This window comes from Pseudoalteromonas rubra (assembly GCF_000238295.3).
Lineage (GTDB): Bacteria > Pseudomonadota > Gammaproteobacteria > Enterobacterales > Alteromonadaceae > Pseudoalteromonas > Pseudoalteromonas rubra.
In genome coordinates this window covers 255,474-275,561 of record NZ_AHCD03000027.1, presented here as the reverse complement: position 1 = coordinate 275,561, position 20,088 = coordinate 255,474, and the positions used below count along the sequence as shown (strand labels likewise).

At 48.6% G+C, this 20,088-nt stretch carries 21 protein-coding genes; 13 read left to right on the top strand and 8 right to left on the bottom strand.

All coding sequences use genetic code 11. The features are described 5' to 3' along the window. Positions 1 to 109: 109 nt before the first annotated feature. The gene (locus tag PRUB_RS05605) at positions 110 to 1,531 is read right to left on the bottom strand and encodes an alanine/glycine:cation symporter family protein (RefSeq protein ID WP_040645430.1); all 1,422 of its coding nucleotides are present in this window, start codon (positions 1,529 to 1,531) and stop codon (positions 110 to 112) included. Between the two features lie 42 nt (positions 1,532 to 1,573). Next, the gene (gene ctlX, locus PRUB_RS05600; protein ID WP_010384209.1) at positions 1,574 to 2,488 is read right to left on the bottom strand and encodes a citrulline utilization hydrolase CtlX; all 915 of its coding nucleotides are present in this window, start codon (positions 2,486 to 2,488) and stop codon (positions 1,574 to 1,576) included. A 245-nt stretch (positions 2,489 to 2,733) separates the two neighbouring features. Here ctlX and PRUB_RS05595 point away from each other — a divergent pair, with 245 nt between their 5' ends. Then, a complete protein-coding gene (locus PRUB_RS05595; RefSeq protein WP_010384207.1) occupies positions 2,734 to 4,425 on the top strand; it encodes a molecular chaperone HscC in 1,692 nt (563 codons plus the stop codon). Then, on the top strand, positions 4,418 to 5,170 hold the full coding sequence (locus tag PRUB_RS05590; RefSeq protein WP_010384206.1) for a J domain-containing protein: 753 nt from the start codon (positions 4,418 to 4,420) through the stop codon (positions 5,168 to 5,170). The genes PRUB_RS05595 and PRUB_RS05590 overlap by 8 nt, the downstream gene beginning before the upstream one ends. Positions 5,171 to 5,181: 11 nt before the next feature. Here the strand turns inward: PRUB_RS05590 and PRUB_RS05585 are convergent, their stop codons facing one another. Further along, positions 5,182 to 6,123: a bile acid:sodium symporter family protein gene (locus PRUB_RS05585; protein ID WP_010384204.1), complete on the bottom strand. Its 942-nt coding sequence runs from the start codon at positions 6,121 to 6,123 to the stop codon at positions 5,182 to 5,184. Between the two features lie 142 nt (positions 6,124 to 6,265). Here PRUB_RS05585 and PRUB_RS05580 point away from each other — a divergent pair, with 142 nt between their 5' ends. From PRUB_RS05580 to PRUB_RS05570, 3 genes are all read left to right on the top strand, one after another. Beyond that, positions 6,266 to 7,258, top strand: coding sequence for a winged helix-turn-helix domain-containing protein (locus PRUB_RS05580; protein WP_010384203.1), 993 nt, complete (start codon positions 6,266 to 6,268; stop codon positions 7,256 to 7,258). 118 nt (positions 7,259 to 7,376) lie between these two features. Continuing rightward, positions 7,377 to 8,138, top strand: coding sequence for a DsbC family protein (locus PRUB_RS05575; RefSeq protein ID WP_010384202.1), 762 nt, complete (start codon positions 7,377 to 7,379; stop codon positions 8,136 to 8,138). Positions 8,139 to 8,263: 125 nt separating this feature from the next. After that, complete coding sequence (locus PRUB_RS05570; RefSeq protein ID WP_010384201.1) at positions 8,264 to 10,495, top strand: tetratricopeptide repeat protein; 2,232 nt, start codon at positions 8,264 to 8,266, stop codon at positions 10,493 to 10,495. A 25-nt stretch (positions 10,496 to 10,520) separates the two neighbouring features. Here PRUB_RS05570 and PRUB_RS05565 read toward each other — a convergent pair whose 3' ends face one another. Together PRUB_RS05565 and PRUB_RS05560 are read right to left on the bottom strand one after the other, a co-directional pair. Next, positions 10,521 to 10,841, bottom strand: coding sequence for an antibiotic biosynthesis monooxygenase family protein (locus PRUB_RS05565; protein ID WP_040645427.1), 321 nt, complete (start codon positions 10,839 to 10,841; stop codon positions 10,521 to 10,523). Then, positions 10,838 to 11,170 carry an NIPSNAP family protein gene (locus PRUB_RS05560; RefSeq protein WP_010384199.1) on the bottom strand — a complete coding sequence of 111 codons (333 nt, stop codon included), beginning with the start codon at positions 11,168 to 11,170 and terminating at the stop codon, positions 10,838 to 10,840. The genes PRUB_RS05565 and PRUB_RS05560 overlap by 4 nt, the downstream gene beginning before the upstream one ends. Positions 11,171 to 11,250: 80 nt before the next feature. Between PRUB_RS05560 and PRUB_RS05555 the strand changes: the two genes are divergently transcribed. Next, entirely contained in the window at positions 11,251 to 11,952 is a 702-nt protein-coding gene (locus tag PRUB_RS05555) for an ArsR/SmtB family transcription factor (protein ID WP_010384198.1), read from the top strand. Here the strand turns inward: PRUB_RS05555 and PRUB_RS05550 are convergent. Both PRUB_RS05550 and PRUB_RS05545 read right to left on the bottom strand, forming a co-directional pair. After that, complete coding sequence (locus PRUB_RS05550; RefSeq protein WP_010384197.1) at positions 11,930 to 12,304, bottom strand: PH domain-containing protein; 375 nt, start codon at positions 12,302 to 12,304, stop codon at positions 11,930 to 11,932. The two genes, PRUB_RS05555 and PRUB_RS05550, sit on opposite strands and share 23 nt — an antisense overlap. 80 nt (positions 12,305 to 12,384) lie before the next feature. Then, the gene (locus PRUB_RS05545; protein ID WP_010384195.1) at positions 12,385 to 12,567 is read right to left on the bottom strand and encodes an alternative ribosome-rescue factor A; all 183 of its coding nucleotides are present in this window, start codon (positions 12,565 to 12,567) and stop codon (positions 12,385 to 12,387) included. 200 nt (positions 12,568 to 12,767) lie between these two features. Between PRUB_RS05545 and PRUB_RS05540 the strand changes: the two genes are divergently transcribed. The 3 genes from PRUB_RS05540 to PRUB_RS05530 all read left to right on the top strand — a co-directional run bounded on the left by PRUB_RS05540 (position 12,768) and on the right by PRUB_RS05530 (position 15,810). Continuing rightward, positions 12,768 to 13,754, top strand: coding sequence for an alpha/beta fold hydrolase (locus PRUB_RS05540; RefSeq protein WP_010384194.1), 987 nt, complete (start codon positions 12,768 to 12,770; stop codon positions 13,752 to 13,754). Positions 13,755 to 13,836: 82 nt separating this feature from the next. Continuing rightward, positions 13,837 to 14,874 (top strand): NAD(P)H-dependent flavin oxidoreductase, encoded by a 1,038-nt coding sequence (locus tag PRUB_RS05535; RefSeq protein ID WP_021032904.1) that lies wholly within the window; start codon positions 13,837 to 13,839, stop codon positions 14,872 to 14,874. A 126-nt stretch (positions 14,875 to 15,000) separates the two neighbouring features. Beyond that, positions 15,001 to 15,810 (top strand): ABC transporter permease, encoded by an 810-nt coding sequence (locus PRUB_RS05530; RefSeq protein ID WP_010384192.1) that lies wholly within the window; start codon positions 15,001 to 15,003, stop codon positions 15,808 to 15,810. 333 nt (positions 15,811 to 16,143) lie between these two features. Here PRUB_RS05530 and PRUB_RS05525 read toward each other — a convergent pair whose 3' ends face one another. Beyond that, on the bottom strand, positions 16,144 to 17,220 hold the full coding sequence (locus tag PRUB_RS05525) for a ChaN family lipoprotein (protein ID WP_010384191.1): 1,077 nt from the start codon (positions 17,218 to 17,220) through the stop codon (positions 16,144 to 16,146). Positions 17,221 to 17,507: 287 nt separating this feature from the next. Between PRUB_RS05525 and PRUB_RS26715 the strand changes: the two genes are divergently transcribed. The 4 genes from PRUB_RS26715 (at position 17,508) to PRUB_RS05510 (ending at position 20,081) form a co-directional block, all read left to right on the top strand. Then, the gene (locus PRUB_RS26715; RefSeq protein ID WP_052026466.1) at positions 17,508 to 17,792 is read left to right on the top strand and encodes a DUF6482 family protein; all 285 of its coding nucleotides are present in this window, start codon (positions 17,508 to 17,510) and stop codon (positions 17,790 to 17,792) included. A 409-nt stretch (positions 17,793 to 18,201) separates the two neighbouring features. Beyond that, entirely contained in the window at positions 18,202 to 18,501 is a 300-nt protein-coding gene (locus PRUB_RS05520) for a DUF3088 family protein (RefSeq protein ID WP_010384188.1), read from the top strand. Positions 18,502 to 18,621: 120 nt separating this feature from the next. Then, entirely contained in the window at positions 18,622 to 19,110 is a 489-nt protein-coding gene (locus PRUB_RS05515) for a 2-thiouracil desulfurase family protein (protein WP_010384187.1), read from the top strand. A 536-nt stretch (positions 19,111 to 19,646) separates the two neighbouring features. Continuing rightward, entirely contained in the window at positions 19,647 to 20,081 is a 435-nt protein-coding gene (locus tag PRUB_RS05510; protein ID WP_010384186.1) for a hypothetical protein, read from the top strand. Positions 20,082 to 20,088 lie beyond the last annotated feature (7 nt).

Genomic DNA, 20,088 nt, shown 5'->3' with positions numbered 1-20,088 from the left:
GGGCTTCCGGCTTAACCTACTCAGCAGTAGTCAAAATGGCTCATTTCACCTTGCGCAAAGACCAAGCTAAAGCTTGACTTTGCACCACAATTCGCAAAAAAAGAGATACTTAATCTCTTTTTTTGCTCACCCAAACATCTTCGTGGAGGGTGCCTTGATAGTTGACTTTAGTGGGGTCGAAGTGGATTTTTTCGGTCGATTTTTTCTGGCTTTGGTAGTCTTTCGTCAAATTCATGATGGTTGGCGTGAGCTGCACAATCGCGTAGATGTTCACCAGTGTCATCAAACCCAATGCCATGTCAGCAAGGCTCCAGACTTGCTGTAAAGTGGCACTGGCGCCCCACAACACCATCGCCAAATATACGGCGGTGTAACCCAGCCGCCCGGCTTTATTATCGAGTTTGAATAAGTGTAAATTGCTCTCCGCGTAGGCGTAATTGGCCACGACAGAGGTAAAAGCAAATAAAGTAATTGCGGCAGCGATCAGGTAATCACCTATTTCACCAAAGTGTGCTTGCATCGCATTTTGAGTCAGGCTGATACCTGCCATCTCTCCACTGACAGATACACCCGACAGTAACACCACCACAGCTGTGCAGCTACATAACACCAGGGTATCAATAAACACGCCCAACATTTGGACATAACCTTGTGCAACCGGATGGTTAGGCACAGGTGTTGCCCCAGCCGCGGCATGGGGCACACTGCCGGCCCCCGCTTCATTGGAATACAAACCTCGTTGAATGCCATTTTTAATCGCAGCGCCCAAAGCACCCGCACCGGCTTCAGTCAGGCCAAATGCCGACTGAAGAATATCCAGCAACATGGCCGGCACCTGAGCAATATTGATGAGCAAAATGAGTAAAGCCGTTGCAACAAACGCCAGACCCATAAAGGGCACAATCAACTCAGCGAAACGGGCAATGCTGCGCAGGCCGCCATACACAATCGAGCCAGCCAGTACTGCAATCACCAACCCAGTATATAAAGGATTAATAGAAAAAGTGTTATTGAGCGCTTCGGCAATGGTATTGGCTTGCATGGCGCTAAAACTAAAGCCGTAGCCAAGGAATAAACACAGGGCAAACACCACTGCCAGCTTGGGTTTTCCAAGCCCTGCCCGAATATAATAGGCAGGACCACCACGAAACTCCCGATGCTCATCGCGGACTTTATAAAGCTGGCCCAGCACACTCTCTGCGAACCCAGTCGCCATGCCAAGCAAGGCAATCACCCACATCCAGAATACCGCGCCGCTGCCACCCAGAGAAATGGCCATCGCAACACCGGCCAGATTACCCGTGCCGACCCGGGCAGACAGACCGGTACACAAGGCAGCAAAGGAACTGATCCCAGAGCTGTCACCACTCATGCTGCCCTTCATCACACTGAACATATGGCCAAAGTGACGAAACTGGACCCACTTCAATCGCCAGGTAAACCAGCATCCGGCAATCAGTAACAGATAGATGAGTATCTGGCCCTGCCCCCACAGAAGGTTATTAATTGGGTCAACGATAAATGCCATCATACTCACCTGCCTGTTGTTATTGTTTTGTTGTTGTTATTTATTTTAGCGCCGAGATAAATGCACACCAGCCAGCATGCAACGTACCGAGCCCCCCGCCAATTCAATGGCAGAAACGTCCAGCGGTAATAAGGTAACGCATGATTCGAGTACCGCGATTTGCTCGTCTGTCAGCGCATCATACGCGGTTTGTGACAATGCCAGTATGCGCCCGCAGTCTCCGTGTAGCTCCAGCGCATTGCCACAAAACCCATTGATCTGAGCCTCACTCAACTCTATCAGCTTTTTACCTGCAAGCTGCAACCTGTGTTTAATTTCTGCACGCCGCTCAGGCTCAACTATCATCTCAAAGCCGCCCAGTGCGTAGTCGCTTCCCACGCACAACAGCACGTTAGTATGGTAGACAGGCACTCCCTCTTCACTGAGCGCATCAAACACCATAGGCTCAAAGTTGAAATGACTACAAAAGCGTTCCAGCACATGCGAATCGGTGCGTTTTGAGCGCGCGGTGTAAGCAACCCGCTCAATGTGATCCAGCACCATGGCACCGGTGCCTTCCAGAAACAAATCGTCATATTCCAGGCCAGAATAATCAATCACATCCTGCACCCGGTATTCGCGCTTCAATAGCTCAATAATGTCTGTGCGTCGCTCACGACGACGGTTTTTGGCATACATGGGATAAATGGCGATTTGCCCACCCGCATGGGTTGAAAACCAGTTATTGGGAAACACTGAATCAGGCGTATCGGTGCCCAAATCTTCAAACAAGTGCACCCGCACCCCCGCCTGCTCAAGCTGCTCAGCCACCCGTGATACCTGCTCATAGGCCAGCTGGCTGATACTCCCATCAAATTGCGGAGCCTGAGATTGAAAACTGTTATCGGCCCGGGTTTCTTCATTGGGCGAAAAGCAATGTGGCCGGATCATCACAACGGCACGGGGGGCTTGTGGGAACATAACTAAATACCTCTAATACTGATATTAAAAATGTGCGCCGCTTTTATCTTCGAAAAAAGCAGGCCAATGGCTTAAACACACCAGCAAAACAAACCGGGTGCATCACCTAGACGTATGAACAACAGAATACTTTTTCACCAATTAACGTCCATAAAGAAAACAGCCGCAAAAACTATAGCAGTGATTTACTCCCTTACCCAAAGCACATACACTAGGCGCTGGCTTTACGAATTCAGGAAGTAGTTATGATCACGGTAGGTATCGACTTAGGCACAACCAATAGTGCTGTCAGTTATTGGGATGGTGAACAAAGTGTATTAATTCCCAACTCTCTGGGTGACTACCTAACCCCTTCGGTGGTTGGAGTGGACAATAGCGGCGAGGTATTAGTGGGTAAAGCGGCCAAAGAGCGGCTGATCTCACACCCATTAAAAACCACGGCATTATTCAAACGCTATATGGGCACACAACGTACAGTGACGCTTGGAAAGCAACATTATACCGCTGCTGAGTTATCATCACTGGTGCTTAAATCACTGAAAGCCGATGCCGAAGCCCAATTATCGCAACCCGTTACACAGGCGGTGATCAGTGTACCCGCTTACTTCAATGACTATCAGCGGAAAGCAACCAAGCTGGCCGCAGAGCTAGCCGGCCTGGAGGTGCTGAGACTGATCAACGAGCCCACAGCCGCAGCACTGGCATACGGTTTACAATCGCAAGAAGATGACACCCATTATTTGATCCTGGATTTAGGCGGCGGTACCTTTGATGTCACCATTCTTGAGTACTTCGATCGCGTCATGGAAGTCAAAGCATCGGCCGGTGACAATCATCTGGGCGGCGAAGACTTTACCGGGTTACTGATCTCGGACTTTTTACGTCAGCATCAGTTAGAGCCACAACAACTGAATGAACACCAACAACAAAATCTGACCCGGCTTATCGACGAGTGTAAATGCGGTTTAAGTGGCGAAAAGCAAACCCAGTTTGACATAGAAATCAGCAACCAGACCTTTCGCTATGAATTAACCGAAGAGAAGATGCGCGAGATCTGCCAGCCACTGCTCAATCGCTTGCTGACCCCTATTGAGCGCGCGTTTAACGATGCCGGATTGTCTCCCTCAGACATAGATCATATTGTCATGGTGGGCGGTGCATCGCGTATGAATATCTATAAACAATGCCTGATCAAAGCACTCAAGTGCTTCCCCACAACTCAGCTCGACCCAGATCTGGTGGTGGCGCTTGGTGCTGGCATACAGGCCGGCCTGGTTGATAAATATCAAGCACTGGATGATGTGGTACTGACGGACGTCTCCGCCTTTAGCCTGGGCACCGGAACTCACAATGAGCACGACCATGATGGCAAGGTGGGCAACTACTTTACCCCCATTATTGAACGCAATACGGTATTACCATGCAGTAAAGAAAATACCTTTTTCCCTGTCCATAAATCCCAGGAACACCTGTTGATCACGGTTTATCAGGGTGAAAGCCGGTATGTTAAAAACAACATCAAACTCGGCGAAATTGACGTGCCACTGCCCAAGGCAGATAACATCGAAGACAAACTAGTCCGGGTACGCTTTACGTATGATGTAAGCGGCCTGCTGGAAGTGGATATTACCGTAGAGCGGACTCAGCAAACCATTAGCCAGACCTTTGAACAATCATCCTCTGTGTTGTCGGACAAAGAAAAAGCCCAGCTGAAAGAAAAAATGCAAAAGCTCAAAGTCCATCCGAGAGATCAGCAGCGTAACCGCTTGCTAATGGCTAAACTGGAACGTATCTATGAACAAAGCCGCGCTCAGTACCGTGAACAAATTGCTGAGCTGATCACATTCTGGGAAGCCGCGCTGAGCGCTCAGGACAGCCAGAAAATTGATCAGGCTTATGAAGAAATTACTCAGTTTTTAAAAGAGTTAGGTGAATAAAGTGACAGAAAATCCCTGGCAAGTACTGGGCATCGACCCCAGTGCAGACAAAAAAGCCATAAAACGTGCTTATACAAGTAAGCTCAAGTTGTGTAAACCCGATGAAGATCCAGAAGGGTTTCAGCAACTGCGTGCCGCCTATGACGCAGCACTGGCACATTTGGAGGCACAACCCCAGCAGCGTGTAAAGTTAAGCTCAGCAGATGAACAACCATCAGCACATGCAGAACCCGAAACCGTCACGCCGGAGATTTTGCCAGATACAACCCCGACGGCTCAGTTTGAACCACCCCAGGTACAATCCAGTGCGCCGCCTCAGCTCGATTCAGAGATGCAGGAGTTTGACACTGAGTTAGCACAGCTGCTGGACAATTCTTATCGCCGCAATCAACAAGGGGCCTGGCAGTTGCTAATTGAGCACCCTGCCTGTGTCAATGTACAAAGCCGCCGGGCCGCCTCCCACCGAATATTCCATAGTGTGCTGAACTATCAAAAGTCAGAACGCGCAGAAGTCACCCCGCTGGATATAGAAGTGCTGGTATTTCTCAATCAGCATTTTGACTGGGCGGAAGATCAGGAACTGGAACAGCAGGTGGGTCATCCCGACTTTTACAACATGACCCATAAAGAAATGCCGGAGCCAGAGATACGCGTCGAGCCAGTGGGTGATACCAGCAACATTGCCAATCTGTTTATTGGCCTGACCATACTCTGTGCCCTTGGCCTGATCATGATTTCTATCTAAGCGTCTGACACCTATGCGGGCTGTTTAGCTGACGGAGGTGACATGCCGCGGCTACGTTTGCGCCACCAGGTGGCCAGCACAGCGCCGCTGACATTGTGCCAGATCGAAAACAAAGTACCCGCCAGAGCGCTGGCGGGGGCAAAAAACTTCATTGCCAGCGCAACCGCCAGTCCGGAGTTTTGCAACCCCACTTCCAGTGCTATCGTGCGACAACTCGTTTCAGGCAAACCCAACTGCTTCGCCACCAGATATCCCAGCGACAGACCTGTCGTATTATGCAACACCACCGCCAGCGCAACAATCGGCCCGATGGCAGGCAAGGTTGCCGCATTTAATGCCACCACAATCGCGATGATCAACACAATTGCCGCCACAGAGAATAGCGGTAGAAGCGGTGCAAGCCGCTGAATAGATGCGCTAAAAAAATAATTAAGAAGCACACCAGTCAGCACAGGGAACAGCACAATTTTGAGTAAATTCAGCATCATGCCTGTCAGTGGAATATCAACCACCTGACCGGCCAGTAACTCAACCAATAGCGGAGTCAACACCACACCCGCAAGGGTGCTCATGGCCGTCATCGAAATAGACAGAGCCACATCACCTTTGGCCAAAAAACACATCACATTGCTGGCTGTACCGCCTGCGACACAGCCCACCAGTACCATACCTAAAGTCAGATCGGCATCAAACTGAAACAACATAGCAATCAGTAATGCGACCAGTGGCATCACGCTAAACTGCAACACCAGGCCTATCAGCACCGCTTTAGGCTGACTCAGTACATGACGAAAGTCTGCCGGTGTCAGGGTTAACCCCATCGTCAGCATAATAAACGCAAGTAATGGAATGATGGTGGCTTTTAAAGCGACAAAAGGTTCAGGTGTATAAAATGCAAAGACACTGAGCAAAATCGCCCAGAGTGGAAACAGTTGGATGATAAAACGCAGCATATAAGGCGCTCAGTCTGGTAATCAAGATGCCTCAGTTATACCGTAATTAATCGGGAAAACAAATCCTGCCTCTGCGGCTCGTTTTTTATCACCTATATGATAAGGTTAGGTCCTGTATCGTGGATTTATGCGAAGGACTGACATGGCCGAGTACCGCTTTTTATCTTATCGTTTTGATTGCCAGACTCATACACTAAAACAAGGCAAACAACTTCTGGAACTGCGCCCCAAAGCTGCCAAAGTGCTGAGTTATTTGCTGCAACATGCCAATACCGTGGTCTCCAAACAGGAGATAATCGAAGCCGTGTGGGGGCATGCTCATGTGCAGGAGCATCGCCTGTTTCAACTGATCAGTGAACTTAGAAAACTGGCCCCCGAACAAGACCTGATCCGCACCTACCCTAATCAGGGCTACAGCTGGCAGGCAAAAACCAAAGTGGTTTTACCACCCTCGCGTCAGCGGATCGCCCTGGCGGCATCATTGCTCCTGTCTGTTGGCGTCGCCAGCGGCGCTTATCTGAACAATCAGCCTGCGCCCACCAGCACACCGGCGCTACTGCCAGCCTTATCGGCATACCACAAAGCCATTGTGGCCTTTGAGCACCAGAATTACCCGCAGGCGCAGCAGTGGCTGACTTTCAGTTTACAAGAAAACCCTGAGTCAATTGAGGCGCAATTGCTGCTGGCCGAAACCTTATTACAAATGAATGAAACAGCGCAGGCACAACACTATGCCAGTCAGGTGGTTCAGCACACGGCGGTTAATAGCTATTATTTTTCACAAGCGTCAGATCTGCTCAGCCGCCTCTCAGTCAGCCAGGCGCGCTTCTCCGAGGCGCTAAACTTTGCCATTCAGGGACAGCAGGCCATAGATCAGCAAGCAATTTGCAGCGCGGTGGTCATGCGACAGCGCATCGCTGATTTGATCGTCGTGCAACCGGAGCCCGTAAACGCTGCTGCATTACATAATGCCACAGCACAACTCGCTCACAGTTCTGCGCCAGCGAACACAGCACAACACATCGGCGCACAGCAGTCCGAGCTGTGCAAGCAGCTCACCCAGCCGGGGCCAACTTCAATGCGGCTTTGCGCACCGTCTGAACGCGTTCACATAGGTCGGGAGAAAATCGCCTAACCAATTGATTTAATTAATTTGATAGAAATTTATAGGTCATTTTAAGGCGAATTTAAAAGCCATTCTCTGGTAGCTTAGTTATAACCGGGGCATCTTTCATGCTACCTGGATTTTTACTATGACCTTGTCTACCTCTATTTCAACATTGCTACTTGGCACGGCATTACTGAGTGCCTCTCCTTTGGCTGCTGAGCCAAGCAGCCCAAAGACCGCCGAAGTGAACACCTCACAAGAAAAAGCAAAAAATAAATTGCGCGCGCTGGTTGGGACAGACATCGACTTTAAACTGCACCCCTACTCAGATGACTTCTTCCGCCTGACACTCGGCAATGAGCACTTACTGCTGTCAAAAGATGGCAATTACCTGTTCAGTGGCCGTGTTATTGATGTACGCAATCGGGTTGATCACATCGCTAAGATACAGCAAATTGTCAATCAACAACGCATGGCTGACATCCCCTACCAGCAACTGCTGACCTACCCGGCACAGGATGAAAAATACCGCATCACAGTGTTCACCGACATCGACTGCCCCTACTGCCGTAAATTCCATAAGGAACTGCCAGCGCTTAATCAACAGGGCGTCACGGTCCATTATGTAATGATTCCCAGAGGCCGAGCGGGCAGCCCCGCCTACCAAAAAACGGCAGCTACGCTGTGCGCTGAGCGACCTAACCAGGCCATGGATGCTGCGATGCGCAGCACGCCAGCGCCTGTAGAAAACACAGAGTGTGGACACTCACTGGATACCCAGGTTTCACTGGCGCAACAGTTTGGATTTCAGTCGACCCCCACTATCTTACTGCCCAATGGCGAAGCTGTTCCAGGATACTTACCAGCCAGAGAACTGGTCGCGCGACTGACGCAGGGCAAGCTCTAAATCTGCCACTCTGAAAGGTGGTGTAATTGGCATTCTGGCACAGACGGGTTATTATTCAATCATTCATAATGACCCTTGCCTGATCCAAATGGCGCGAAAATGCGGGTAGTACGATCGGAAGTTCGATGTTAATGATGCGCTTACAGAGCCTGTTCAGGCCAGGATATCAAGGCTTAATTCGCTACACCCTACTGGCGTTGCTATTGTGCTCCTCAGTCGCTCAGGCGTTTTCCATCACAGAGGCAAAACGCCAGCTAGACGACGCGCAAGACCTCAGAAGCAGCTCACCTCAATCTGCGATCCGGTTGCTGGCCCAACTCGCAGATGAACCGGATCTGAAATCGTATCCGGAAGAGTATTACGAAACGCTAATGGCACTGGCTCATACCCTGATCAGTCAGGGCGACTACGATAAAGCGCAGCAGCGCAGTGAGCAGCTACAGCAATTTGCCATCGCGCAAAGCAACCCCTACCACCACGCCTATTCCTTTTTGCTATTGGGTTTTATCGCGGACAACCAAAGTCGGTTTGATCAGGCGCAGGCCTATTACAACGATGCGCTCGACACCGCAATTGATGCCAATGATAACGAAATGATTGCACAATCCTATGAACGCATTTCTGCGGTACTACGGCGCCAGGACAAGTACATAGAAGCCCTGAAGGTGGCTCAGAAATCCATCAATGTACTCAGCATTTTGGGAGAGACTGAAGTCTACGCCAGAGCGCTGGTTAACCTGGGGATTATTCAGACCGCACTGGGTGATCATGAGAGTGCGCTGGAAACCTTCACCCGCTCTTTTGAACTCAGCCGGGAGCTGAGTTTTGACAAAGGCATCGCAGACTCCATTTATGAATCTGGCGTGGTGTATCAGCGCATGGAAAACTACCCGGCCGCGCTGAAACATTTTAAGATGGCACATGAACTCGATGAAAAATCAGGCAACCTGATGGACATAGGCAACAGTGCTATGCGCAGCGGGTTTATGGCTCTCGAAACCGGCGACCTGAAAGAAGCAGAATACTTCGCCACCAAGTCACAAAGGCTTTATACACAGATTGACTCTAAAAGTGGCCTGACTCGCAGTTACAACCTGCAAGCCCGGATAGCACTCAAATCGGAGCAAACAGCACTAGCAAAAGAGTATGTGGAACAATCGCTAGAAATTGCCAATAACTATAACCTGACCGGCTATTTAGTTGCTTCTCAGCTGACTCAGGCACACATTGCCGCGGCCTCACAAGACCACGAAACAACGCTTGAACGGGCGCATCAAGCCCTTGCCACAGCAACACTGATCAATGATAAAGACGGCCAAATCAAATCCTATCAGCTGCTGGCAGACACCTATCAGGCTATTAAAGACCCGCAAAATGCCCTCGACGCGCATCTAAAATTTACCCAGCTCAGAGATGACCTGGGCAACAGTCAGCACAACCTGACGCTGGCCGCTTTGCAAAGCCGGGTTGAATTTATTCGCAAACAACAAGAAATCGAAACCCTCAATCTCGACCGGGCACTAAAGGACACCCAACTCAGAGAGCGAGAGTGGCAACTCAAGGCTTGGTGGTTCGGCACAGCCGGGGTGTTTATGCTGGTGCTCGCCATTGGTTATCGGCAAGTCAAAAAACGCAAATTGGCTGCCGAGCGCGCGGCTCTGCTACAAGAAGTGGTCGACAAGAAAAATGCGATGCTGGCAGATGTCTCTCATGAGATCCGCACCCCGCTCACGGCACTGCAACTGCAAGTTGAAGCGTTACAATTTAATATCGCCCAGGATGTCGATGCCTCCTACAATACGATCAATCGTAAATTGTCAGATATTAACCGCCTGATCTCAGACATTCACCAGCTGGCCATGGCAGATTCACAAAGCCTGTATCTCAACCTGGTGCAATGTAACCTCACCGAAGTCATGACACTCTGGGAGCAGGAGTTTGCTCAGTTCTCGCACGGAAAAGGCTTTGACTGGGAAGCCAACATTCAGCTAACCGGCGCAGTGACGGTGAGTTGGGATATGGATCGTATTAAGCAAGTACTCACAAACTTAATCGCCAACAGCACCTTGTATACCGACAAGCCCGGTAAACAGCGGCTCAAGGTCTGGCAACAACATAAAAAAATACACATTACCCTGGAAGACACTGCTCCGGGCGTGATTGATGAACACCTGAGCGAGATATTCGAGCGATTGTTCCGGGTAGAAAAGTCCCGGAGCCGGCGTACCGGCGGCTCGGGTCTGGGGCTGGCCATCTGTAAAAGTCTGATAGAAGCACATCATGGTAAAATAGTGGCCCAGCATAGTGAGCTGGGCGGATTGAAAATCGTAATAGTGCTCCCGACAGAGGTTAACTAAGGCGCTTGCTCCCGACAGAGGTTAACTAAGGCGCTTGCTCCCGGTCCTGACTGCCATAATCGCGCATTACTCCGGCGACACGAATACGATAGTGCTGAAACATGCGCTGTCTACCCTGTTGCTGCGCCGCCCTGTGCTCCTCCTGCATTCGCCACTGCTGCACAGCAGCTTCATCCCGCCAGAATGACAGTGAGAGCAACCGTTCAGGGTCATTCAGGCTTTGATACCGCTCAATTGATATAAACCCGTCGATGTTTTGCAGTATGGGCTTAAGATCTGCCGCGATATCCAGATAGGCCTGTCGCATAGTCCGGTGAGGCGTTACCTCAAAGATAACGGCTATCACAATGCCTTCACTCCCTGCAGATAAGTTTGTTCAATACAGGATAAGAAGCTGCGCTTTTCCTGCAAAATAAAACCCGCTTCTAAGGCAAAACTAAAGTTAGCCCGCCCTTGTTGATCTGCTTTCAGGCGCACGCGATACGCCTCATATTCTGCCAGGCTGATAAAGCTGATCAGGCCATACGCGACAAAATTAGTGCCCTCATGGGGCGCAAAATAGCCAATCAGTTCACCACCACATCTCGGGATGATCTCACCCCAATTTCGGGCATATTGCTCAAACAAGTCCAGCTTACCCGGGTCAATCCGATACTCAATAAAACACGTGATCATAATGCGTTGTCTCCTCTTGCGTTTTTCGGCACTATATCGACCACTCAATCTCTATGCTTCGGCCTATATCGAACTATCTAATGCACGATCCCGACATCACAGTAATTGCCAGCTTGATTGGTGAACCGACCAGGGCACGTATGCTCCTTGCCTTAATGTCGGGTAAAGCCCTGACAGCAACAGAGTTGGCACTTGAAGCAGACATCACTGCGCAGACGGCAAGCAGCCACCTGTCAAAACTGCTGGACAGATCACTCATTACGGTCAGAAAACAAGGTAGACACAAGTACTTTCAACTTAAAGGTCAGGCTGTTGCAGAATTGATTGAACAGCTACTCACACTCAGTAGCAGTACAGTACTGAAAACCAACACCGGGCCAGACGATCCTTATCTTCGACAAGCTCGCGTGTGTTATGACCATATTGCGGGTGAACTGGGCGTTCAGCTCTATGATGCACTGGTCGAGGCAAACTACCTAGAAGATAAACAGGCACAGACATTGTTGACTCCCTCAGGCGTTGCATTTTTTGAGCAGCTGGGCGTCTGTTTTAGCACCTTTAGAGAGAAACGGCGCTCGATCTGTAAATCATGTTTGGATTGGAGTGAAAGGCGCAATCATCTGGCTGGTAGCCTGGGAAACTGGGTCCTAAATGATGCACTTGAACGAGGCTGGCTACAAAGAGTGCCTGATTCTCGGGCACTCGTTTTCAGTTGTGAAGCGCACCAGAGACGCTTTGCTAAAACCTATGGTTTAAAACTCACAAACAATACTGAGAAATAATTTTATAGACCTGATTAATGTTGTCACCAGCTTTAAATTCTTTGGTCAGTGGCTCAGGCTCAGAGCCTATCCAGATTTTCAGTTCAGCATCCAAATCAAAATGACCAGCCGACTCCTTACTGAACTTAGTGATTTTGCCGTAGGGAATGCTGAGCATTTCCACTTTAGAGCCGGTAACGCCTTGCTTATCTACCAGAATAAGTCGTCTGTTAGTAAACACAAACATATCCCGAATGACTTTATAAGCTTGCTCAACGCTTTCCCCGTCAATCAGGGTATCGTTTAATAGCTTGTCCAGCTCATCGCTGTCGACTTCACTGGCATTGCCCAATAATCCACTTAATAGTCCCATCTGATTGCTCCTTTTATTTAATCAGCCACAAGCTTAGTAACATAACACTCGTTTGTCGAAAGCCTTATCTTATTGCTCGCCTACGCTGCCATAAGATAAGGCTCTCGGCCTTGATGCTTGTCTTTTCGACGATAGCTGCCTTTGCCTTTTTTACTTTTCTCAACTTTGCTTTTGAACAATGGACTGGTCACCAATGCTTTCAAAGCATTGTCTTTAATGTCGCCACGCTGATGGTCGTGGGACTGGCTGCGTTTGCTTGCCATACTTTGTGTGCTCCTGAATATAAGATGAAATATTAGCCAGTTGTGGCCGCGCTGATTATTGATGTATTTAGGCCGCTATGCAAGCTTATTTTAATGCCTAAACGTAAAAAATTATTGCTTCCTTTGCGCTGCAAATCAAGATTGTAACTCTCTATGAGCTATACTTTTTTCTTCAAAGTTGACTAACTCTGTTAAACCCTATGCGTAGCATTAAAACCTCAAACGGCCTCACCCTGAGTTACCAGGACTGTGGTAACCGACATGCACCAGCCATTATCCTGATCATGGGGCTGGGTGCACAAATGACCGTCTGGCCCGATGAGCTGTATTTTGGTCTGGTCGACAGAGGGTTCAGAGTGATCCGCTTCGATAATCGTGATACCGGATTATCGAGTCATCTGGACGAACAAGGCACCCCTAATCTGTTTAAAACCTGGTTACGTCGTAAGGTGCCCTTTGGCAAACAGGCACCCTACTCACTGGAGGATATGGCCGATGATGTGCTGGCGCTGATGAAGGCATTAAAAATTAAGAAAGCGCACCTGGTCGGCGCATCTATGGGCGGTATGATTGCGCAGATCCTGGCGGCCAAACAGCGCAAAAAAGTACTCAGCCTGACTTCGATTATGTCTAGCGCTAACAACCAGTTAATCTCTGGGAAAAGCCTGGGGATATTGTTAAAACTGGCTCGGCTGACACCGCGCAATAACAATCCTCAGGCCGCGATCTCTTACAATGTCAGACTTAACCAACTAATTGGGAGTCCGGCCTACCCGCGAGACGAACAAACTCTGCGTGAACAGGCGACTATGCACATCAGCCGAGCCCATAACCCGGCCGGGTTTAAACGCCAGCTTGCTGCCATCACGGCCAGCGGTGACAGGCGCCATTTGCTCACCCGGATTAAAGCGCCCACTTTGGTGATCCACGGCACTCATGACCCCATTTTTCCGCTGACAGCAGGTCAACAAACCGCCGCCGAAATTCGCAAGGCAAGGCTCAAAATCGTTGAAGGTCTGGGCCATGACTTTCCGCCTGTGCTGATGGGTAAAATGGCAAAGTGGATTGCCAAGCACGTGAAAAAAGCCGAACTCAAACGACTAAAAAAGAAACGTAAGAAAAAGGCAACGACTGAGCAAGTAGAGCGACTATCAACACAAACGAACAAGCCCGACCCGACGAATTAAGCCCGGCATGAAATATTCGCTTTTCTTATATGTCACTTTCCCGGTATGCTTACAACACATCAGACCAGTTCAGATCATCAACATGAAAACACGTATTACCGACTTGCTCGGCATAGAAAAACCCATTGTTTTACCCGGCATGAGCTGGATCTCGGTTCCTGAACTTATGGCGGCTGTGTGCAACGCCGGTGGACTGGGGATTTTGGCCACCGGACCATTGACACAAGAACAAACACGCCAGGCCATCAACAAAATTCGCACCCTGACCGACAAACCCTTTGGCGTTGGGATCACCTTGCTGATGCCCGGCGCAAAAGAAAATGCCAAAGTCGCTTTGGCTGAGCAGGTGCCGGTTATTAATTTTTCACTGGGCAAAGGTGACTGGATAGTAGAAGGCGTAAAACGCTACGGCGGTAAAACCATTGCCACTGTGGTCACCGAAAAGCACGCACTGGCTGCACAAAAAAGTGGTGCCGATGCCCTGCTGGTCACCGGTCATGAAGCCGCTGCCCATGGCGGTGAAGTCACGTCGCTGTGCTTAGTGCCAAACATTGTTGAACTAGTCGATATTCCGGTGATAGCTGCTGGCGGGTTTGCCGATGGCAAAGGCTTACTGGCTGCATTGGCATTGGGCGCTGATGCCGTAGCCATGGGCTCTCGCCTGGCTACCAGCACGCAAAGCCCGGTCCATCAGAATGTCAAACAAACGGTGGTCGACAAAAAGGTGGCGGACACCATTTACTCTAAAAACTTCGATGGCCTGTATGCCCGGGTCATGAAAACCCCGATGGCAGAAAAAGCCACCCGCCGTCCAATGAGCCCCATAATAGCGGTCTTTAAATCCTTCAAAGCGTCAAAAATGGTCGATATGCCACTGTGGAAATTGCTACTGGGATTACTGGCCCAGTTCGACAAAATCCGCATGCTGACTCTGTTTGGTGCCGCCACAGAAAAACTGGAGGCCGCCACTGTAGCAGGCGACCTGGAAAACGGCGTACAGTTTATTGGCCAGTCTCAGGGGATGATCCGCGATATCGAACCCGTTGAAGTACTGATGGAACGCATTATGGTTGAAGCAGAAGCCGAGCATGCCCGGATCAACAAACTCCTGATGCAATGACCTTAAGTTCAAACTCGCTCACGCTAAACAGCGATGCATGTTAGCCAAGCGATGGGGTGCGCTTAAAGGGTTGTCTGTGTAATAATTGACTGTAATTAAAACACTTAACCTTATCCAGACACCCAGATGCAACAGGTAATCGACATCCAGTGGTGGCAGCTGGGCTTATTCAGCCTGACCTTGTTGCTGCCCTTTACCATTAACGCGCTGTACCAACTCAAGATTGGCAAAGAAGCCGTTATCGGACTCATCCGCATGGTCGTGCAGTTATTACTGGTCGGTCTGTATCTGGAGTACCTGTTTACCCTCAACAACTTGTGGGTAAACCTGGCCTGGTTATTAGTGATGCTGCTGATCGGTTGCAGCGCAATTATCAGTAAAGCCCGCCTCCCCAGGCGACCCTTATTTCTGGCCGTCTTTACAGGTTTGTGTGCAGGACTGTTACCTTTGCTGGGCTTCATCACTGCTGTGGTTATCCAGCCAACCCCGTATTACCATGCTCAGTACCTGATCCCGCTGGCAGGCATGTTGCTGGGTAACAGCCTCAATGCCAATATCGTTTGCCTGCAACATTTCTTCGACGCCTTTAAAACTCGCTGGTCTGAGTATGAAGCCGCACTCTCACTGGGCGCCCCGGTGCGCGCAGCCACCCAGCCCTTTGTACAAAACGCCTTGCAAAAAGCACTGGCGCCCATTCTGGCTACTATGGCTACTACCGGACTGGTTTCACTACCCGGCATGATGACCGGTCAGATCCTTGGCGGCGCCAGCCCCATGGTCGCTATCAAATATCAGGTGATGATTATGATAGCCGTCTGGGTCATGATGAGTGTGTCTATCACCACGTGTCTGTTTATCACTGTACGCAACGTGATCAGTCCGCAGGGCAGGTTAAATTCTGAGTGCCTGGGACAGAAAGCAAACAAACAATGCTGAGGTTGAAAGTTGTAATGCTATGTATAGCTCACTGCTGGTTGCGAAGGCGCAAAACAAAAAAATGAGCATGGCATTCAACCCCGATATTGGATCTTGTTCAGAGCCAGACTCTTGGAGATATGCACCAAATATCAATTGGGTGATTTCTGAATAACATAACCTGAGACTCTGCGCCAATGGCTCACTTGTCACTGTTAGCGCTTCCCACCTTCGTTTAGTGCAGCGTTTATATTAAATGGCCATCTGGCCCTAGAGAGCCAGAAAGCAGCAATAAACCAGTTTAGTGCTCACATTGCCTTCTATGGAATCAATAAGCCGCTTTGTTACGTCTCCCTAATTCCAGGCATGGTTATTCCCAAAGCCGCAATCTTGCCTGGAGCGTTTAAATACACTTTTCATCCAAACTTTCCTGTTTTTTGCCGTTTTTACCTGCTCAGGTAAAGGATGAATCAACAGTAGATAGTCACCGGTTGCCATATCTTTGTCATTAAACGAGGGCAAGTTAGCATCTGACACCATAACAGGTTGAACAACGCCTATCCTACTATCGCTGCGTAATTTCAGCCTCTCAACGGTGCCCAAGCCCGATGCCGAGTGGAAGTGGCCGTTCAAATGAACCAGTTTATGCTCCGGATGAGCAGCCAATGCCTTATCAATTGACTCAGCCATCGTATCATCGCGTACCACCTGAGCATGGTAAGTATTCAGATTAGGTTTAGCCCGCTTTGAGTGCTTGTCAGTGCTTTTGCCGCCAAGCTTGTTACCCATTAACCCGGTGAATTTTTCAAAATAAGCACCTTCCTCGGGCATATAAAACGAAGCAGCGATTTGACTTTTTCGTTGGGCTGGCACTTTATCCAGCACACTGAGACCTTCTCTGCCGGTACACACAACGATGTCTTTTGGTGCATTGGCAGCAATGACTGGCAAACCACGTTGTTTTGCCATTTCTAGCAATGGACGATAACTGCTTTTATAGTTTTCCCAGGCGCGACCAAAATGACGAAGAGACCACTCACCTATCTTGCCAGCCATATAATCATCAACAATTGGCTGCACATCACGTTCAAATTGTTCCATAGATAAAATTACTTTCTCACCGCTGTCCAGCATACTTTGATAAATCACAGCCTGAGCCAGGTGATTACCGGGGTGGCCATGGTTTTCCCCAATAAAGACAACATCATAGTCAAGAAGCCCGTCATTACTGAGGCTGAGATCGACTACAATGGGCTTGCCACTTCTTACATCAATGAGCTCATAGTCATACAAATTAACCAACGGTCGGGTAAGCTGCCACCCTGCTTGCGTAGCAACGAGTTTTTGTGAGGGTAACGAATTGTGTTTAATTGAACACGCACTTAAAAAAGTAAAGATGATGACAATACAAGCCGTACGAAGTTTGTTCACGAGACACTTTCCTCTTGAAAAATAATGCCAAAATATTTGCCGTAACAGCATGACTGATGCCTGACAGCCAATAAAAGCACCAAGCGCTTGATCTTAGCCTTTCTATCGCTCGTATCGATTTTTGTTCGTAAATTGCATAAGCAAGTTATTCTGGTTCACTACGCACAAGTTTACGCGTATATCACAGAGCGTAGCCGGAACTAATCCATTGCTCTGGCGCTAACCCAGACATCCATATACGGTGACGAAGACATGAAGATATTCTATAAAGACTTGGCAACAAAAAAATTGACAAGCTGGTCATAAACTCGCTGGATCAGGCGCTATATCAGGCAATGGTCATCATAAACGGGGCTGAGCACATCGTCTGGAAAAATGAAAAAACAACCTTACTAACCAGAAACTTAACGGAAATGCGAGAGCACTTCGAGCATTTTGATATTCCTGAAATAGTGCTCAGGCACGAAAGTGCTTACGACGAAATGATAGGGTCAGAGCCAAAAAAGAACAGCAACAGATTAGAGGTACCTCTCGGCAAAAACCCCTATGCTTTACCAAAACATTTACACTGAAGCTCTGGGTGAGACAAGCACACGTTTCTCGTTACTACAGCATCTTTGAGTGTCCCCGATGCTCCACCATGTATCTGCTCGAAGCGCTTTATTCCTGAAAACACCATGTTTTTTATTCATCAATCAGTTCATCTAAAAGTAAAACCAGCGTGAGTATTAAAGTGAGTAATGAGAACGCCACTGGTGGTGGCGGTGACTAAGCAAACTAATAAGTAACCGCTACATCACCGATTAGGCTGCTAAATTACCACGCTCCGGACGCTATTAATTAAAAACAAATACCGACCTCCCCCCACAGCCGTTCAGGGTATATAAAAAGCGTTCGGCGTTTACTAAAAGTCTATTTTAGACGCCCTTTCAGTATGTTAGGATTAACTAACTAATCAGTTATGCGAGTGTAGCGCAGCCCATGAAACCAAAATTATTTGTTCTGAAAATGCCGTTTGAAGATGGTCCCGGGAAAATGTGGATTTGTTCACATTGTGCATTAATAGAAGGGGCGTTGTCGGCCAACCCGCATTGGCTTGAGGCTGTGGATGTTAGTCGTATCGACTTTCCAAAACCACGCAGTGAAGTTGTTGCGCTTTTAGGTGAAGACAACCAGTGGCTACCTGTTCTCGTTATAAATAAGCACAATACGATGACTGATCCAGTGGAGATAATTAATTATCTGGCAGCAGAATTTGGTGGTGCCAGCGTGCACCCCTAATTAAGTGGTGATGACCTAAAAGCCTGGTCCAGGTTAGTTATGGTTATTGCTTATACCGAATATAAGACTGACCACACAAATCGACTTCCCAGACTTGGGCTGTTTAGAAAGGAGTTTCTGTTGGAAAAAGTGCTAGTAAGTGCCTGCTTGCTTGGTAGCAAAGTTCGCTACAATGCCAGCTGTTTGTCGATCCCCGAGGCTGATTTACACTGGCTTCAATCAAGTGTGACACTGGTTGCGCTTTGCCCTGAAGTATCGGCAGGGTTACCCACGCCCAGAGCGCCTGCCGAAATCATCGCGGGGCAAGGTCTGGATGTGCTCAAAGGCTCTGCCAGGGTAGTTGAAAACAATGGGACTGATGTCACTGCCCCCTTTATTAAAGGCGCACAGAACGCTCTGACACTGTGTCAGCAGCAGCGAATAAAATACGCAATACTGGCACAGGGGAGCCCTTCCTGTGGCAGTGCAAAGATTTACGATGGCACATTTAATGGTGTCAAAGTCGATGGTTCAGGCGTCACTGCGGCGTTACTGGTCAGCAATGGTGTTAGAGTTTACAGCCAACATACCATATCCCAGCTACGAGAGTTGCTGCAAAGGCAGAACTAGCAACTGAGATAACATGGGATTTTGATCAATGCCTCAGAACCATATGATGAGACGTTTACCTAATCTACACCGGGAGGCGCTTTGTTTCGGTATTTATTCTTAACTTTAACTTTTGGCCTAATCGGTTGCAGTTCCTACGGTCCAATTCAGGGTTCTCCTGAGAACGGTGCAAGCGGGTATTCTGAACAACAACTGGATAAGGAGCTGTATCTTGTTCGCGTTGACGGTAAGAGTAACGAGTCATATGAACAATTAAGGCTGAAGTTGTTACGAAGGGCAGCTGAACTATGCCCCGGCTCATTTGCATTATCTGATTATACATTGCAGCAAGGGTTTGTTATTCATGCCATAAGGACTCACTGGCCATATGTCATGGCACGCCTGACATGTACTGGCCTTGCGATAGATAAGTCCGTATTATTTCACAATGATGTATAAACCAGACATCAAATGAGAGAGTAAGACGCCCGGCTAAAGCTGGTTATCTGATAACTTTAGCGAGCCAATGCGTCGATTTGATAAGAGGAACATGATTTATGAAAAAAGCGCTCAGTATTTTACTGTTATTACCTTGTTTGTCTTTTGCGAAGGCCCCAGAGGTACTCGAAAATGCAATGAATGGATACTTAAAAGATGGCAATACGGCTTTCATTACTCACCTTATAAAAGGGTCAGCGCTGGAAGATGAGAAGTCAGTCCTAACTCAAAGCAATATGATCAGCCAAATCGAGGCTTATTACGGTGCACTTGAATCATGGGAAGTCTTAGCTGATTGTCCGCTCACAGATAGGATCAGAACAACGTACTACACCATGTATTATGAAAATGGCCCTGTTTATGGTTACCTCACTACGTATAAGAAAAAGCAGGGTAATGAGGTAACAACCAAATTTTTATTCCACACAGAAGCAGAACGAATCCTGCCTTATACACCCATTCAAAAAGATCAAATATGTGATTCAAACAGCTGATATGGTG

Bases quoted from the DNA above. Each gene is read 5' to 3' on its own strand.
- PRUB_RS05575 (WP_010384202.1), top strand. From the start codon at position 7,377: ATGACCTTGTCTACCTCTATTTCAACATTGCTACTTGGCACGGCATTA.
- PRUB_RS05580 (WP_010384203.1), top strand. From the start codon at position 6,266: ATGGCCGAGTACCGCTTTTTATCTTATCGTTTTGATTGCCAGACTCAT.
- PRUB_RS05560 (WP_010384199.1), bottom strand. From the start codon at position 11,170: ATGATCACGTGTTTTATTGAGTATCGGATTGACCCGGGTAAGCTGGAC.
- PRUB_RS05585 (WP_010384204.1), bottom strand. From the start codon at position 6,123: ATGCTGCGTTTTATCATCCAACTGTTTCCACTCTGGGCGATTTTGCTC.
- PRUB_RS05520 (WP_010384188.1), top strand. From the start codon at position 18,202: ATGAAACCAAAATTATTTGTTCTGAAAATGCCGTTTGAAGATGGTCCC.
- PRUB_RS05535 (WP_021032904.1), top strand. From the start codon at position 13,837: ATGAAAACACGTATTACCGACTTGCTCGGCATAGAAAAACCCATTGTT.
- PRUB_RS05545 (WP_010384195.1), bottom strand. From the start codon at position 12,567: ATGGCAAGCAAACGCAGCCAGTCCCACGACCATCAGCGTGGCGACATT.
- PRUB_RS05570 (WP_010384201.1), top strand. From the start codon at position 8,264: ATGTTAATGATGCGCTTACAGAGCCTGTTCAGGCCAGGATATCAAGGC.
- PRUB_RS05555 (WP_010384198.1), top strand. From the start codon at position 11,251: ATGCACGATCCCGACATCACAGTAATTGCCAGCTTGATTGGTGAACCG.
- PRUB_RS05510 (WP_010384186.1), top strand. From the start codon at position 19,647: ATGAAAAAAGCGCTCAGTATTTTACTGTTATTACCTTGTTTGTCTTTT.
- PRUB_RS05530 (WP_010384192.1), top strand. From the start codon at position 15,001: ATGCAACAGGTAATCGACATCCAGTGGTGGCAGCTGGGCTTATTCAGC.
- PRUB_RS05595 (WP_010384207.1), top strand. From the start codon at position 2,734: ATGATCACGGTAGGTATCGACTTAGGCACAACCAATAGTGCTGTCAGT.
- PRUB_RS05605 (WP_040645430.1), bottom strand. From the start codon at position 1,531: ATGATGGCATTTATCGTTGACCCAATTAATAACCTTCTGTGGGGGCAG.
- PRUB_RS05540 (WP_010384194.1), top strand. From the start codon at position 12,768: ATGCGTAGCATTAAAACCTCAAACGGCCTCACCCTGAGTTACCAGGAC.
- PRUB_RS05550 (WP_010384197.1), bottom strand. From the start codon at position 12,304: ATGGGACTATTAAGTGGATTATTGGGCAATGCCAGTGAAGTCGACAGC.
- ctlX (WP_010384209.1), bottom strand. From the start codon at position 2,488: ATGTTCCCACAAGCCCCCCGTGCCGTTGTGATGATCCGGCCACATTGC.